General features: G+C 72.1%; 12 protein-coding genes. 4 read left to right on the top strand and 8 right to left on the bottom strand.

Translation table 11 applies throughout. The features are described 5' to 3' along the window. Nucleotides 1-27 precede the first annotated feature (27 nt). Nucleotides 28-2,040, bottom strand: coding sequence for a DNA topoisomerase IV subunit B (locus tag JI742_RS06905; protein ID WP_201825008.1), 2,013 nt, complete (start codon nucleotides 2,038-2,040; stop codon nucleotides 28-30). 137 nt (nucleotides 2,041-2,177) lie between these two features. Beyond that, complete coding sequence (gene egtD, locus JI742_RS06900; RefSeq protein WP_201825006.1) at nucleotides 2,178-3,158, bottom strand: L-histidine N(alpha)-methyltransferase; 981 nt, start codon at nucleotides 3,156-3,158, stop codon at nucleotides 2,178-2,180. Between the two features lie 331 nt (nucleotides 3,159-3,489). Between egtD and JI742_RS06895 the strand changes: the two genes are divergently transcribed. The 3 genes from JI742_RS06895 to JI742_RS06885 are packed head-to-tail and all read left to right on the top strand — an operon-like array spanning nucleotide 3,490 to nucleotide 6,240. Continuing rightward, a complete protein-coding gene (locus tag JI742_RS06895) occupies nucleotides 3,490-4,161 on the top strand; it encodes a class I SAM-dependent methyltransferase (RefSeq protein WP_201825004.1) in 672 nt (223 codons plus the stop codon). Next, a complete protein-coding gene (locus JI742_RS06890) occupies nucleotides 4,158-5,804 on the top strand; it encodes an alkaline phosphatase family protein (RefSeq protein WP_201825002.1) in 1,647 nt (548 codons plus the stop codon). Before JI742_RS06895 ends, JI742_RS06890 begins: the two co-directional genes overlap by 4 nt. A 28-nt stretch (nucleotides 5,805-5,832) precedes the next feature. After that, nucleotides 5,833-6,240 (top strand): hypothetical protein, encoded by a 408-nt coding sequence (locus tag JI742_RS06885; protein WP_201825000.1) that lies wholly within the window; start codon nucleotides 5,833-5,835, stop codon nucleotides 6,238-6,240. Here the strand turns inward: JI742_RS06885 and JI742_RS06880 are convergent. Further along, a complete protein-coding gene (locus JI742_RS06880; protein WP_201824998.1) occupies nucleotides 6,138-7,808 on the bottom strand; it encodes a glycoside hydrolase family 17 protein in 1,671 nt (556 codons plus the stop codon). The genes JI742_RS06885 and JI742_RS06880 overlap by 103 nt on opposite strands. Before the next feature lie 242 nt (nucleotides 7,809-8,050). On the opposite strand from JI742_RS06880, the gene JI742_RS06875 reads away from it, so the two are divergent. Beyond that, nucleotides 8,051-10,888, top strand: a complete 2,838-nt coding sequence (locus JI742_RS06875) for a glycosyltransferase family 2 protein (RefSeq protein ID WP_201824996.1) — start codon at nucleotides 8,051-8,053, stop codon at nucleotides 10,886-10,888. On the opposite strand, the gene JI742_RS06870 is transcribed toward JI742_RS06875, so the two are convergent. The 5 genes from JI742_RS06870 to JI742_RS06850 form a co-directional block, all read right to left on the bottom strand. Further along, nucleotides 10,878-12,251 (bottom strand): ATP-grasp domain-containing protein, encoded by a 1,374-nt coding sequence (locus JI742_RS06870; RefSeq protein WP_201824994.1) that lies wholly within the window; start codon nucleotides 12,249-12,251, stop codon nucleotides 10,878-10,880. The two genes, JI742_RS06875 and JI742_RS06870, sit on opposite strands and share 11 nt — an antisense overlap. Next, nucleotides 12,251-13,036, bottom strand: a complete 786-nt coding sequence (locus JI742_RS06865) for a TVP38/TMEM64 family protein (protein ID WP_201824992.1) — start codon at nucleotides 13,034-13,036, stop codon at nucleotides 12,251-12,253. The genes JI742_RS06870 and JI742_RS06865 overlap by 1 nt, the downstream gene beginning before the upstream one ends. 150 nt (nucleotides 13,037-13,186) lie before the next feature. Then, nucleotides 13,187-14,497: a citrate synthase gene (locus JI742_RS06860; RefSeq protein WP_201824989.1), complete on the bottom strand. Its 1,311-nt coding sequence runs from the start codon at nucleotides 14,495-14,497 to the stop codon at nucleotides 13,187-13,189. Nucleotides 14,498-14,572: 75 nt separating this feature from the next. Next, on the bottom strand, nucleotides 14,573-14,884 hold the full coding sequence (locus JI742_RS06855; protein WP_201824980.1) for a succinate dehydrogenase assembly factor 2: 312 nt from the start codon (nucleotides 14,882-14,884) through the stop codon (nucleotides 14,573-14,575). A gap of 32 nt (nucleotides 14,885-14,916) precedes the next feature. Next, on the bottom strand, nucleotides 14,917-15,621 hold the full coding sequence (locus JI742_RS06850; RefSeq protein ID WP_286184085.1) for a succinate dehydrogenase iron-sulfur subunit: 705 nt from the start codon (nucleotides 15,619-15,621) through the stop codon (nucleotides 14,917-14,919). Nucleotides 15,622-15,660 lie beyond the last annotated feature (39 nt).

The following is a 15,660-nucleotide window of genomic DNA, read 5'->3' as shown; positions in this document are numbered from 1 at the left end:
CGGCGCGGCAGGCGCGGTGGCTCGAACTCAGACGTCGATCTCCACCGCATCGCCGCGCAGCTCCATCAGCTCGCGGCGGGCCGCCGCCTCGCCCTTGCCCATCAGGCGATGCAGGGACAGCTCGGCGGCCAGGAAGCCGGCGGCATCGCCCCAGGCCACCGGCAGCAGGCGGCGGGTGTCGGGGTTGAGGGTGGTGTCCCAGAGCTGCTCGGCATTCATCTCGCCCAGGCCCTTGAAGCGGCTGATGGACCAGGCACCCTCGCGCAGGCCTTCCTTGCGCAGCTTGTCGAGGATGGCTTGCAGCTCGCCCTCGTCGAGCGCATAGAACTTGGCCGCCGGCCGCTTGCCGCGCGCCGGGGCATCGACGCGGAACAGCGGCGGCCGCGCCACATGCAGGTGGCCGCGCTCGATCAGCTTGGGGAAGTGGCGGAAGAAGAGCGTGAGCAGCAGCACCTGGATGTGCGAGCCGTCGACATCCGCATCGCTGAGGATGCAGACCTTGCCGTAGCGCAGGCCGCTGAAGTCGGGATCGTCCTGCGGGCCATGCGGGTCGATGCCCAGGGCCACGGCGATGTCGTGGATCTCGGTGTTCTTGAACAGCAGGTCGCGCTCGACCTCCCAGGCATTCAGCACCTTGCCGCGCAGCGGCAGGATGGCCTGGGTCTCCTTGTCGCGGCCCATCTTGGCGCTGCCGCCGGCCGAGTCGCCCTCGACGAGGAAGACCTCGTTCAGGCTCAGGTCGCGGCTCTCGCAGTCGGTCAGCTTGCCGGGCAGCACGGCCACGCCCGAGCCCTTACGCTTCTCGACCTTCTGCCCGGCGCGCTGCCGGGCCTGGGCCTGGCGGATGACCAGCTCGGCCAGCTTGCGGCCATGCTCGACATGCTGGCTCAGCCACAGCTCGAAGGCCGGCTTGACGAAGGTGGCGACCAGGCGCAGCGCATCGCGGCTGTTCAGGCGCTCCTTGGTCTGGCCCTGGAACTGCGGGTCCAGCACCTTGGCGCTGAGCACGAAGCTGGCGCGGCCGAAGACATCGTCGGGCATCAGCTTCACGCCCTTGGGCAGCAGGGCATGCAGGTCGATGAAGCCCTTAAGGGCCTGGAAGAGCCCGTCCTTCAGCCCGGCCTCATGCGTGCCGCCGGCCACGGTGGGGATGAGGTTGACATAGCTCTCGCGCACCGCCGCGCCATCCTCGGTGAAGGCCACGCACCAGGCGGCGCCCTCGCCTTCGGCGAAGGCCTCGGTCTCGCTGCGGCCGGCATGGTGGGCGCCTTCGAACAGCGGGATCAGCGGCTCGGCATTCAGCGTCTGGGCAAGGTAGTCGCGCAGGCCGCCTTCAAAACGCCAGGTCTGGACATCCGCCTCCGCGCCGGCCTTCTCGCGCGTCAGCGTCACTGTCACGCCCGGCATCAGCACGGCCTTGCTGCGCAACAGGTGGACCAGCTCGGCGCGCGGCAGCTCGGCGCTCTCGAAATACTTCGGGTCGGGCCAGACGCGCACGCTGCTGCCCTGTCGGCGCTCGCCGGCGGCCAGCTTGCGCTGCTGCACGGGTTCGATCACGTCGCCGCCGGCGAAGGCCAGGGTCGAGACCTTGCCCTCGCGGTGCACCGCCACCTGCAGCCGGGTCGAGAGCGCATTGGTCACGCTCACGCCCACGCCGTGCAGGCCGCCGCTGAAGCTGTAGGCGCCGCCTGCGCCCTTGTCGAACTTGCCGCCGGCATGCAGGCGGGTGAAGACGATCTCGACCACCGGCACGCCCTCTTCCGGATGCAGGCCGGTGGGGATGCCGCGGCCGTCGTCCTCGACGCTGACCGAGCCGTCGGCATGCAGGGTCACGGCGATGCGGCTGCCGTGGCCAGCCAGGGCCTCGTCGGCGGCGTTGTCGATCACCTCCTGCACGATGTGCAGGGGGTTGTCGGTGCGGGTGTACATGCCCGGCCGCTGCTTGACCGGCTCCAGGCCCTTGAGGACGCGGATCGAGGCCTCGCCATAGGCCCCGGGCGAGGACGGGGAGCTTGCAGAACGGGGGGTCGGCGCAGACATGGCCGGCATTGTAGGAAGCGCCCCCCGGCCGGCCCGCCGCAAGGCCGGCGCCTGCGGCGGCGCGGCCCCCGGCCCGCGGGCCGGTGCGGAGCGGCCCGCGTGAAGGCCCGCGTGCAGGTCCGCGCTTGAGCCCGCGCTCAGGCCCGCGCAGCGAAGACGCTGAAGCGCGACTGCGGATCGCTCCAGTGCTCGATGGCCTGCCAGCCGGCTGCGCGCAACAGGGCCTCGAAGGCCTCGGGCGTGTACTTGCAGGAGTTCTCGGTGTGGATGCGCTCGCCCGCGGCGAAGCTGCGCTCCCCGCCCGGCCAGCGCACGGTCAGGGCGTGGCGGGCCTCCAGGTGCATCTCGATGCGCGACAGGCCGGTGTCGAAGCGGGCCACATGGCGCCAGTCGGCCAGCACGAAGTCGCTGCCGATGCGGCGGTTCAGGTGGCGCAGCACGTTCAGGTTGAAGGCGGCGGTCACGCCCAGGGCGTCGTCGTAGGCGCGGACCAGCTCGCCGGCATCCTTCACCCGGTCGACGCCGATCAGCAGGCTGCCGCCCTGGGCGGCCTCGCGCACGCGCTGCAAGAAGCCCAGGGCCTGCTCGGGCGTGAAGTTGCCGATGCTGGAGCCGGGGTAGAACATGGCACGCGGGCCGGGGCCCACCGCCTCGGGCAGGTCCAGCCGGGTAGCGAAATCGGTGCCGACGCCGATCACCTCCAGCGCCGGATGGGCGCGCTGCACCGTTTGCAGGATGTCGCGCAGGTAGTCGGCCGAGATGTCGACCGCCACATAGCGCCGCGGCTGGAGCGCGGGGAAGAGCGAGACCGCCTTCTCGCAACTGCCGGCACCGAGGTCGACCAGGGTCGGCGCAGGGCCGGTCACGCGGGCGAAATCGGCGCCGTGGGCGGCCAGGATCTGCGCCTCGCTGCGGGTCGGGTAGTACTCGTCGAGCGCAGTGATCGCATCGAACAGGCGCGAACCCAGGGTGTCGTAGAAGAACTTGGGCGGAATCTGCGCCGGCTGGGCGAGCAGGCCGGCCTGCACTTCCTCGCGCACCGATTCCACCGCCCGCGGGGCCTGGAAGAACTGCGGCTGGCGGAAGGCGGCGCGGGCTTGGGAATCGGGGGCGTTCATGCAGAAGGGTTCCGTCGTCGGGGGGCCGCGGGCGTCGGGCACGCGGCAGCCAGTACGCAGTTACGCAGGCGCGCGGTGTTCGGTCGCAGCCCGGAACATGTCCTTACAGTGACAGGGGCAGAGCGGCCGTCCGAATGCGGTCGCGCACGGCGCAGCCGCGGGGCGGCATCATCGCCGACCGCGCGCCGTCCGGCATCCACCCCGGGGCCGGCTGCGCACATGGGCAGGCCGCTGTAAGACGCCGGGCGGGGCCGCGACGCATGTCGTGCCCGCCACCGCCTGCCGCCCGCCCATGCCGCCCTTTCCCCTGCCCCTTGCCGCGAAACCGTCCATGCCCCTGCGTCCCCCGGTTCAAGACGAAGCCAGCATCCGCGCCCTCTCGATCGCCCGCTACCGCCAGCGTGCCGCCGCCTACGACAGCACCTGCGGCCCGACCTGGCCGATCCGCGAACGCTGCGTGGCCGCGCTGCAATTGCAGCCGGGCGAATCGGTGCTCGACGTGGGTTGCGGCACGGGCCTGTCCTTCGAGCTGCTGCGTGACGGGGTGGGGCCGGGCGGCCGGGTCGTCGGCTTCGACCAGAGCCCGGAGATGCTGGGCCAGGCGCGCCAGCGCGTCGCGCGGGCCGGCTGGGCGAATGTCGAGGTGGTCGAGGAAGCGGCCCAGGGCCTGGCCCTGGACGAGCGCTTCGACGCGCTCTTCTTCCACTACACCCACGACATCCTGCAATCGCCCACCGCCGTGGCCGCCCTGCTGGCCCGGGCCAAGCCGGGCGCGCGGGTGGCGATCGCCGGGGTCAAGGCCTTTCCCTGGTACCTAGCCTGGCTCAACCCCTGGGTCTATGCCAAGAACCGGGCCTACAACGGCTCGCCCGGCGGCTTGAAGGCGCCGTGGCGGCACATCGCGGGCCGGCTCGACGGCTTCCGGCGCGAGGACACGCAGTGGGGCATGGGCTACCTCGCAAGCGGCCGGGTCCGCCCGGACGCCCCCGGGATGGCGGCATGAGCGCCTGGCGCGCCGGCCTGGCGCTGCTGCTGCTCAATGCCCTGCTGAGCTTCAACCTGCTCTGGCCGACGCCGCTGATCCAGCCCGACCACCGCCTCGCCCCGGCCTTCATCCTGCTGTGGACCGGCCTGCTGGCCTGGCAGCGCTGGCGCGGCGCGCCCGGCCCGCGCCTGCTCGGCGCGGTGGCCGGCTTCATGACCCTGCTGGTGCTGCTGCGCTACCTGGACGTGGCCGTGCCCGGCCTGTTCGGCCGGCCGATCAACCTCTACTGGGACGTGCAGCACCTGCCGCGCTTCCTGTGGGTCAGCGCCGAGCAGATGCATCCGCTGCTTGCCGTGCTGGCCGGCGGGCTGGGGCTGCTGCTGATCGTGGCCGGCCTGGTCGGCCTCAAGCGCGGCTTGCAGGCGCTGTGGACGCGGGTCGCACGCGAGCTGCTGCCGCAGGCCGCCCGCTCGCGCCTGGCCTGGGCGCTGACGGCCTTCGGCCTGCTGTCGGTGGCCGGCAATGTCGCCGGCCTGCCGATCACCTGGCCCTACATCAGCAAGCCCATCCTGCCGACCTATGCGCGCCAGGCCGAGCTGCTGCTGGTCATCGCCTCGCCCGGCGGCGCGGAGCGCGAGCTGCCGCCCTCGCCCCGCTTCGAAGGCAATCTGGATGCCCTGGGCGGCCAGGACTTCAAGCTCTTCTTCCTGGAGTCCTACGGCGCCATCGTCGACGACGACCCGGCGATGCGCGCGGCCCTGGCCCCAGCCCGCGCCGAGCTGGCCCGGGCGGCGGCCGATTCGGGCCGCTGGATCCTCTCGGCCTACCTGCGCTCGCCGACCTACGGCGGTGCCTCGGACCTGGCCCATCTCAGCCTGCTTTCGGGCATCGACCTGGGCGAGCCGCGCCGCCATGACCTGCTGCTGACGACCGAGCGCAAGACCCTGGTCCACCACTTCACCCGCCACGGCTACCGCAGCTTCGGCGTCTACCCGGGCCTGAGCTGGGCCTGGCCGGAGAGCCGCCACTACGGCTACGAGACCCTGGTCGACGGCCCCGGCCTGGCCTACACCGGCCCCAAGCTCGGCTTCTGGTGGATTCCGGACCAGTACAGCCTGGCCAAGCTGGAGCAGATGCACCCGCGGCCGGTGGAGGGGCCGCCGCGCTTCATGGTCTATGCCTCGATCACCAGCCACATTCCCTTCAGCCCGGTGCCGCCCTACCAGCCGGACTGGTCGCAGGTGCTGGGGCCCGAGCCCTTCGAGCCCCAGGCCACCGCCCGCGCCCTGGCCGAGCAGCCCGACTGGCTGGACCTGCGGCCCGGCTTCACCGGCATGATGGTCTACAACCTCCAGGTGATGGCCGGCTACCTGCGCGCCCAGGCCGGCCGGCCCGAGCTGCTGCTGATGCTGGGCGACCACCAGCCCGCCAGCGGCGTCACCGGCCCCGGCCAGCCCTGGGAGGTGCCGGTGCATGTGGTCGGCACGGATCCTGCGCTGCGCGCCCGCTTCGAGGCCCTGGGCTTCCGCCCCGGCGTGCAACCGCAGCGTCCTGCCCTGGGCGGCATGCACGACCTGACCGGCATGCTGCTGCGCAGCTTCGACAGCGGCACCCCGCTGGCCGCCCTGTCGGACGCCCGCCGCATGCCCCCGTCCCCCTGAGGACCCGCGCCCTGCCCCGCCGCCCGCCATGAGCACGCCCTCCCTCTCGCCCCTGCGCCTTCCCGCCCGGACCGGCTGGGTGCTGCTTGGCGCCCTGCTGGCCGGCGGCCTGGCCTGGGCGCTGCGCAGCCTGCTGGTCGAGCCGCCGGAGGTCGCCGCGGCCTGCGCGGCCGCGCCCTGGGCACCCGGCCCCTGCCTGCTGCGCGCGCTGGCCGTCGAGGCCTTGCTGCAGCAGCGCATCGGCTGGCTGGCGCTGGGCCTGGCCCTGCTCGGCCTGCGCTGGCGCGCCTTGCAGGCTCCCGCAGCGGCCTGTGCGGCCGGTGGGCTGATGCTTTATGCCGCCGATCCCTCGGCCCCGGCGCTGCTGCTGGCGCTGCTGGCCAGCCTGGGCGGCAGCAGCAGCGGCAGCCCCAGGGCGAGCAGCCCCAGCGCATAGGCGAGCGCCTGATGGTTGGCCAGCCCCTCCAGCCCCGGCAGCGCCAGGGCGCCCGCGACGATCAGGGCGGCCATCAGCCGCTCCTCGCGCGCCGCGGCGGGCAGGCGCTCGCCCAGCATCGCCAGGGCCGCGCCGAGCACGGCTGGCGCCACCAGCAGGGCCAGGGGAAAGCCGCGGTAGCGGCCGTCGAGCACCTGCCACAGCAGCAGGCTGCTCACGCCGAAGAGGTAGAGGCCGCGCAGCGTGGCGGCCAGTCGGCAGGCGGCGGGCTGCGGCATGGCCCAGGCCTCGCGCAGGCCGGGCCAGGACGGTCGGTACCGGCCGGCCTCCCCGGCGCGCAGACGCTGCATCAGCGCATGGACAAGGCCCAGGGCCAGCAAGCTGCCGCAGGCCACGGTGAGCCCGGCCACCCAAGGGTCGAGCGGCGCACGGCCCCAGAGCCCCAGGCTGTCGAGCTGGGCCGGCAGCAGGCCGCCGGCCAGTGCCGCCGCCGCGATCACGCCAGCACGGTCCAGGGGCCCCAACCCGCGCCTGCTCAACCAACCGGCGAGCAGGCCGAAGGCGGCCGCCGCCAGCGGCACCGGCAGGGGCGACAGGCCGCTGTCCACCGGCCCCTGCCAGGGGAAGCGCGGCTCGCCGGCCGCGGTGAACAGGCCCCAGGCCTGGCCCATGGCCCCTTCGAGCGCCCGCTTCCAGGGCTGGTCGTAGGCCTCGATCAAGTTGAAGTCCAGGCCGGTGCCGGCGCTGCGCAGCAGCAGCTCGCGGTGGAAGCGGGCCTGCTCGACCCGGCCCGGCACGGCGCCCTGGCGCTGGCGGCCGGCGGCCGGCCAGCCGGTTTCACCCACCAGGATGGGCTGGTCCGGAAAGCGGGCCTGGCTGCGGGCGGCCAGGTCCAGCACATGGTCGACGGCCTGGTCGACGGCGACCGGCTCGTCCTCCCAGTAGGGCAGGATGTGCACGGTGACGCGGTCGACCTGCGGGCCCAGCAGCTCGGCATGGCGCCACCAGAACTCCCAGACATCGGCATAGGTGACGGGCACCGGGCTGTCGCGGCGGGCGGCGGCAAGCAGCTCGGCCAGGGCCTGGGGGCTCTGCTCCTGGCGCAGCAGCACCTCGTTGCCGACGATCAGCAGCTCGACAGCTTGGGGATGGGCGCGCGCGAGCGCGATGGCCTCGCGCACCTGGCGGGCATTGGCCACCGGGTCGCGGCCGATCCAGGCACCGAGCTTGACCCGCATGCCCAGGCGCTCGGCCACCGCGGGCACGGCCTCCAGGCCGCGGTCGACGGCATAGGTGCGCACGCAGTCCGTCAGGCTGCGGAGCTGGCGCAGGTCGGCCTTGATCTGCGCCGGGCTGACGCTGGGGCCAGGCCGCAGCGGGCTGAGCGCCGGATCGCGGAAGGGCGCATAGGACAGGCAGGGGATGCGCGGCCCCGTCTGGCCGGCGGCCAACGGCGGCTCGGGCAGCGCCTGCGGCCACAGCGCCCGCAGCCACAGCAGGGTGCCGACGATCAGCGCGGACAAAATCAGGAGCAGCGGCAGCCGCCGGCGCAGGGACAGAAAGCTCATCGAGAACAAGGCATGCGGCAGGTCAGGCAGCGGCTTGCGCCGCACAAAAGCTGGCGGGGGCGGCCGGCGCCGGTCAGCCGGTGGCGGGTGGCGCGCGTTTCAGTATCGAGCCGGATGCAGGGCGCGTGCCGCCTCGGCCCGCCCTGCCCCTGCGCGCCACGCACGCATTGCGTGCGCCGCCGGTCGGCCGCCCACCCCGGGCGCCCGGCAGACCCGGCCGCTTTCTTGCTCCACCCCATCCCATGAGCGAACGATCCCCACGCCGCAGGCTGCCCTCGATCCACCGTCTGCCCTGGACGCGGATCGCAACGGCCCTGCTGATTGCCACCGCGGTGGCCCTGCTGCACCTGCTGGTCTGGCGCCTGGTCCAGGCGCCGCAGGCCCTGCCCGAGGCGCCGATCCGCATCGCCGGCCTGGCCTACAACGCCTTCCAGCGCCACGACAGCCCGCTGGACGGTCGCTACCCGAGCGACGAATCCATCGCCGAAGACCTGGCCACCCTGGCCAAGCTGAGCGGCCGCATCCGCACCTACGGCTCCAGCGAATTCCCCGCCCTGCCCGGCCTGGCCGAGCGCCACGGCCTGCGGCTGACGGCCGGCGTCTGGCTGGACCGGCGCATGGACAACAACGAGCGCGAGCTGGCCGCCATCGAGCGCGCCGTCGCCCGTCATCCCAACATCGACCGGGTCATCGCCGGCAACGAGACCCTGCTGCTCAGCAGCCTGGAGCCCGAGCAGCTCATCGCCTACCTGGACCGGCTGCGTCGCACCCTGTCGGTGCCGGTGTCCACGGCCGAGCCCTGGCATGTCTGGCTCAAGCGGCCCGAGCTGGCCGACCATGTCGACTTCCTCACCGTGCACCTGCTGCCCTACTGGGAGGGCGTGCCGGCCGAGGCCGCCGTCGACTACGCCATGATGCGGCTTGAAGAGCTGCGCAAGCGCTTCCCCGGCAAGCCCATCGTGATCGGCGAAGTCGGCTGGCCGAGCGGCGGCGACCGCGTCGACGGCGCCCGCGCCAGCCCCGCCGACCAGGCCACCTTCGTGCGCGGCTTCCTGGCCAAGAGCCGCGGCCTGGGCCTGGACTACTTCCTGATGGAGGCCGTCGACCAGCCCTGGAAGCGCGCGACGGAAGGCCGGGCCGGCGCCTACTGGGGCATCCTCGATGCCGACCGGCAGCCCAAGTTCTCGCTCGACGGCCGGCTCAATGTCGATCGCCACGAGCGCGGCAAGGCCGGCCTGGCCAGCCTTGCCGGCTTCCTGCTCATCGTGCTGAGCCTGAGCCTGCTGCCGCGGCTGCGGCTGGCCGCGCGCATCGGCTTCGCCGTGGCGGCGCAGGGCGTGGTGACCCTGACCGTGCTGCTGGCCACGCTGCCGATGAAGCACTACCTCGAACACCTCGACTGGATCGTGCTGGCCGTGCTGGCCCCGGCGCTGGCGCTGACGGCGGTCACGCTGCTGGCCCAGCTCTTCGAGTTCGCCGAGCTGTTCTGGGACGGCAACCTGCGTCGCCGCTTCGGCCCCAAGCCGCTGCCGCGCGGCGCGCGCGAGCCGCGCGTGAGCATCCACCTGGCCTGCTGCAATGAGCCGCCGGCGATGGTGATCGCCACCCTCGACAGCCTGATGCGCCTGGACTGGCGCAACTTCGAGGTGCTGGTGATCGACAACAACACCCGCGACCCGGCGCTCTGGCAACCGGTGCAGGCGCATTGCGAGCGCCTGGCCGCCGCGCGTGGCGGCGAGGGCCCGACGGTGCGCTTTTTCCACCTGCCGAGCTGGCCGGGCTACAAGGCCGGCGCGCTGAACTTCGCGCTTCAGCACACCGACCCGGCGGCCGAGGTGGTGGCCGTGGTCGATGCCGACTACCTGGTCGAGCCGAACTGGCTGCGGGACCTGGTCGCGCACTTCGACGATGCCAAGGTCGGCGTTGTGCAGTCGCCGCAGGCCCACCGCGACTGGGAAGGCCAGGCCTTCCGGCGTGCGATGAACTGGGAGTACGACGGCTTCTTCCGCATCGGCATGCACCACCGCAATGAGCGCGACGCGATCATCCAGCACGGCACGATGACGATGATTCGCGCCAGCGCGCTGCGCGATGGCGGCTGGTCGGAGTGGTGCATCTGCGAGGACAGCGAACTCGGCCTGCGCCTGATGCAGCGCGGCCTGCGCGCCGTCTATGTCGACCGGGTGATGGGCCGCGGCCTCACGCCCGACGGCTTCGTCGCCTTCAAGAAGCAGCGCCAGCGCTGGGCGCAGGGGGCGATGCAGATCCTCAAGGCCCATGCCCGCAGCCTGCTGGGCCTGAAGCCGGCCGCCGGCCAGCCGCAGGCGACGCTGCGCCGCGCGCAGCGCTACCACTTCGTGGCCGGCTGGCTGCCCTGGCTGGGCGATGCCATGCACCTGGTGCTGAGCTTCGCGACCCTGTTCTGGACCATCGGCCTGATCGCCGCGCCGCAGTGGTTCAGCCTGCCGGCCATGCTCTTCCTCGGGCCGCTGACCGGCCTGATGTCGGTGCGGCTGCTGATCGGCCCGCTGCTTTACCTGAAGCGCGTGCCCTGCCGGCCGGCGGGCATCGTGGGTGCGGCCCTGGCCGGGCTGAGCCTGTCGCATGCGATCGCGCGCGGCGTCTTCGCCGGCCTGACGCAGCGCACGGCGGTGTTCGAGGTGACGCAGAAGGGCAGTGCGGCCGGAGCGGCCGCGCGTCGCGGCGGGCCGGTGGGCGTGCGCGAGGAGGCCGGCCTCTTCGGCGCGCTGATGCTGGCCCTGGCGGCGGTGGCCTGGGTGCGGCCGGCCGACCATGTCGAATCCTTGATGTGGCTGGGCGTGCTGGCCTTGCAGGCCGTGCCCTATGCGGCGGCCCTGGTCTGCGCCTGGATGTCGCGCTGGGCGGCCCGGCCGACTGCGCCACTGCCCCAGGCGCCGGGGCCCGCGGGCCGGCGCCGAGGCGGCGCAGGCGGGCGGCCGGTGGCGCCGCAGCGACCGCGTCGACCGGCCCTGCAGGGCGCGGTGGACCTGGGTCCGCAGGTGGCGGCCGCCGGGGGACGCCGGGGCCGAGCGGCGCGGCGGGCCGCGCTCAGGCCCTGAGCACGGGCTCGCGGTGGGGCCAGCCGGTGCCCGGCTGGCTGCGCAGCCGCGGCAGGCCCTGGGCATCGACCGTCCAGGCGTCGGCATAGGGCAAGGGCCAGCCGAGCAGGTTGCAGGCTTCCTCGCAACGGCGGCGCAGATCGGCCTCGTCGCGGCCGCCGAGGTGCATCACCCCGTAGCGGTGGCTACCGAGCCACTTGAACTCGCGGGCCAGGCCGGCGCCCTGCTTGGGCATGGGCAGCAGCATGCCGTCGGGGAAGCGCGCGGCGAAGGCGGCCTGCTGCGCCCGGCCGGGCATGGCCGGCACCTGGCTGGCGTCGAAGGCGCGGAAGACGAAGCTGGCGCTGGCGCCAGCCGTGGGCTCCTGGCGCGGCTCGTCGGACGGGCCGCCGCCCAGGGCCAGGGTCAGCGACAGGCTGTGCGGATCCAGACCCAGCACGCGGCGGTAGAGGTCGCCGAACTGCGAGGCCAGGCGGGGGTTGAACTCGATCACCGTGAGGCGGTCGCTCGCGGGATCGTGGAAGAACTCCATGTTGAAGCAGCCGTGCTCGAAGCGGACCGCTTCCAGGAAGCGCCGCGCCACATCGAGCGCCCGGGCCTGGACGGCCGGGTCCAGCCGGCTGGGCAGGTCCCAGCGCATGAAGGCCTGGGTGCCGGGATACATGATGGCGTCGACCACGCCGAGCAGATGCACCTGGCCCTTGGCGACGAAGCCGTCCAGGTTGTACTGCGGCGCCTGCACCGGCTGCTCCAGCATCATGCGGTGGGCCGTGCCGGCCTCGGGCAGGCGCCGGCGGGCGACGCGCTCGAAGGGCTCGACCAGGCGGCGGATGATCCACAGCTCGGCCCAGCCGAAGCGGGTCAGCGCGCTCAGGGCCTCGCGGTCGGCCACCTCGCGGGCCAGCACCGAGAAGGCGGCCTTCACGGGCTTGGCGAAGCAGGGGTAGTCCAGGCCGGCGGGAATGGGCTCGCCATAGGCCACGGGCAGGGGCTCGCAGGGCACGGTGGCCTCGGGCGCGACGCGCTCCAGCACGCGCCGCGCATGCAGCTTGTGCTGGCAGGCGATGACGGCATCGGGCGCGGTGCCGGGCAGGCCCAGGCGCTCGGCCAGCAGGGCTGCGGCCAGGGCGCCGAACTGCTCGTGGTGCGAGACGACGGCCTGCCAGCCGCGCCGGCGGGCCCGGCGGACCAGGCGGTCGGTGAAACGGTCGAGGTCGAAGCCCAGCAGGCCGACCTGGCTGGGGAAGCTGAAGAGATCGAAACCGGCATGGTCGAAGCGCACGCGCTGGGCGCAGGCCTCGAAGGCGCTTCGGTCCCAGTCGTAGCTGAAGAGCTGGAGCGCGGGGGGGCGGGGGGACCGCATCAGGAAGACTCCCGGGGGGATGGGGGCAGGGCCTGCTGGGCGCGACGCCACCAGCGCTGGGCGCCCCAGCTCAGAATGAGCAAGCCCGCCAGGGCCAGGCCCAGGCCGGGTGCGAAAAGGTCGCTGAGCTGGGTGGCACGGCCCAGCTCCAGCCCGAGCTGCACATAGGCCGCGCTGCTGGCGGCCATGCCCAGGGCGGTCCACAGCAGGTAGCGGCCCAGCGGCATCGCGCTCAGGCCCATCAGGGGATTGAGCAACTGGTAGGGCAGCACCGGCGCCAGGCGCAGGGCCAGCAGGGCCACCGGCCCATGGCGCGCCAGCACGGCATCGACGCGGGCCAGCAGCGCGCCGTGGCGGGCCTGGACGCGCTCGCGCAACCAGTGGCGGCTCAGCAGGAAAGGCGCCGCCGCGCCCAGGGTGGTGGCCAGGGTGACGAGCAGGGTGCCCAGCTCCAGCCCATAGCGCGCGCCGATGGCCAGCAGCAGCACCGAGCAGCCCGGGATGCCGGTGGCCGACCACAGGGTGAGCAGCAGGAAGAGCAGCCCCGTCAGCGGCCAGGCGGGCAGGCCTTGCCAGAGCCGGGCCAGCTCACGCGCCACCGCCAGGGGTTCGGACCAGACCCGCGCCGCCAGGCCCGGCGTCTGCGTCAGCCAGTCGCCCGAGGAAAGCGCCTCGGCCGCGGCTACGCTGGCCGGCGCAAGCAGCAGGGCCAGGGCGAGGGACGCCAGAAGACCGCTGCGGCCAGGCCAGCCAGCCACAGCATCGGGAACGGAAGACAAGCGCATGCGCAAGGGTGGTCGGTGAGGCGCGTGACTGCTTACGGGCCCGGGGGGACGATGGATGCCTTCGGCCCCGCCAGACGCAAGAAGGGCCCCCGAGGGGGCCCTTGCACGCGGAGGTTTCGGCGCGGCGGCCGAAGCCCGTCGGGACGGGTTTCAGCGCTCGGCCAGCGGCTTGACCTGGCGGGTGGCGGAGCCGGTGAAGAGCTGACGCGGACGGCCGATCTTGTACTCGGGGTCCGAGATCATCTCATTGAGCTGGGCGATCCAGCCGACGGTGCGGGCCAGCGCGAAGACCGCGGTGAACAGCGAGACCGGAATGCCGATCGCGCGCTGCACGATGCCCGAGTAGAAGTCGACGTTCGGATAGAGCTTGCGGGCGACGAAATACTCGTCCTCCAGCGCGATCTTCTCCAGGGCCATGGCCAGCTTGAACATCGGATCGTTCTCCAGGCCGAGGGCACCGAGCACCTCGTGGCAGGTCTCGCGCATCAGCTTGGCGCGCGGGTCGTAGTTCTTGTAGACCCGGTGGCCGAAGCCCATCAGCTTGACGCTGCTGTTCTTGTCCTTGACCTTGGTGATGAACTCGCCAATCTTGGCCACGCCACCCATCTGCTGGATGTCGGCCAGCATGTTCAGGCAGGCTTCGTTCGCACCGCCGTGGGCGGGGCCCCACAGGCAGGCCACGCCCGCGGCAATGGCCGCATAGGGATTGGTGCCCGAGGAACCGCAGAGGCGCACCGTCGAGGTGGAGGCGTTCTGCTCGTGGTCGGCATGCAGGATGAAGATGCGGTCCATCGCACGCACCAGCACGTCGTCGGGCTGGTACTCCTCGCAGGGCGTGCCGAACATCATCCGCATGAAGTTGGCCGAATAGCTCAGGTCATTCTTCGGATAGATGTAGGGCTGGCCGACCGAGTACTTGTAGGCCATGGCCACCAGGGTCGGCATCTTCGCGATCAGGCGGATCGCGGCTATCTCGCGATGCTGCGGGTTCGTGACGTCGGTGGTGTCGTGATAGAAGGCCGACATGCCGCCGACCAGGCCGGTCAGCACGGCCATGGGATGCGCGTCACGGCGAAAGCCGCGCATGAAGAACTGCATCTGCTCGTTGACCATGGTGTGCTTGGTCACGCGGCTGACGAAGTCCTTCTTCTCGGCGGCATTGGGCAGGTCGCCGTTGAGCAGCAGGTGGCAGGTTTCGAGGAAGTCGCAGTTCACCGCGAGCTGCTCGATGGGGTAGCCGCGGTAGAGCAGTTCGCCCTTGTCGCCATCGATGTAGGTGATGGACGACTGGCAGGACGCCGTGCTGAGGAAGCCCGGGTCGTAGGTGAACTTGCCGGTCTGGGCGTAGAGCTTGCGGATGTCGATGACATCCGGGCCGACCGTGCCCTTGTAGATGGGCAGGTCCATCGACGGGCTGCCGTCCGAGAACGACAGCGTGGCTTTCACGTCGGAAGGGGTCATGGGCATTCCTTCAGGGAAGAGGGGCAGGATTGGGGAAGCAAGCTCGATGCCGTCTCCGCGGCCCACAAGGGGGCCTCAGACGGGTGCGCTGCGCAGCGCGTCGAGCACACGACGTACGTCGGGGTCAACCAGCTCGCCCTCGGGCTCGCGACGCGCGAGCAGAAGGTCGAGCAGGTCGTTGTCCGGCAATTCCATCAGCCGGGCCAGGGCGCGCGCTTCGCGCCAGGTCAGCGGGGCCTCGTGAGCCCGGAAGTAACGCTCGACGAACAGATCGTTCTCGAGCAGCCCGCGCCGGCAGCGCCAGCGCAGGCGACCGCGGTCGGCCTCGTCCAGCGGCGCGTCCGGGTCCAGCGCCTCGGAAATCGTGGGGCGAGGCAGGGGGTCCATGGGCGGCCGCAGGTCGTCAGGGGATCGGGGAATCAGACGGCCCGGCGGACCATCAGCTCCTTGATCTTGCCGATGGCCTTGGTCGGGTTCAGGCCCTTGGGGCACACATCCACGCAGTTCATGATGGAGTGGCAGCGGAACAGGCGGTACGGGTCCTCGAGGTTGTCGAGGCGGTCGCCGGTGGCTTGGTCGCGGCTGTCGGCGATGAAGCGGTAGGCCTGCAGCAGGCCGGCCGGGCCGACGAACTTGTCCGGGTTCCACCAGAAGCTGGGGCAGCTCGTCGAGCAGCTTGCGCACAGGATGCACTCGTAGAGGCCGTTGAGCTCCTCGCGCTCCTCGGGCGACTGCAAGCGCTCCTTCTCGGGCGGAATCTCGTCATTGACGAGATAGGGCTTGATCGAGTTGTACTGCTTGAAGAACTGCGTCATGTCCACGATCAGGTCGCGGACGACGGGCAGGCCCGGCAGCGGCTTGAGAACGATGGTGGCCGGCAGGGTGCGCAGATTGGTCAGGCAGGCCAGACCGTTCTTGCCATTGATGTTCATGGCGTCCGAGCCGCAGACGCCTTCGCGGCAGGAACGGCGGAAGCTCAGGCTGGGGTCCAGCGACTTGAGCTTCATCAGGGCATCCAGCAGCATGCGCTCGGAACCATCGAGCTCGACCTCCAGGGTCTGCATGTAGGGCTTGGCGTCCTTGTCGGGGTCGTAGCGGTAGATCTGGAAACGGCGCATGGACATGACGGCTCTCCGGGGCGCTTGAGGAATCGGGGCTGGGAT

The sequence above is a fragment of the Piscinibacter lacus genome, from assembly GCF_016735685.1.
Lineage (GTDB): Bacteria > Pseudomonadota > Gammaproteobacteria > Burkholderiales > Burkholderiaceae_C > Aquariibacter > Aquariibacter lacus.
The sequence above is the reverse complement of the archived record's forward strand: the minus strand, read 5'-3'. Positions and strand labels throughout refer to the sequence as shown.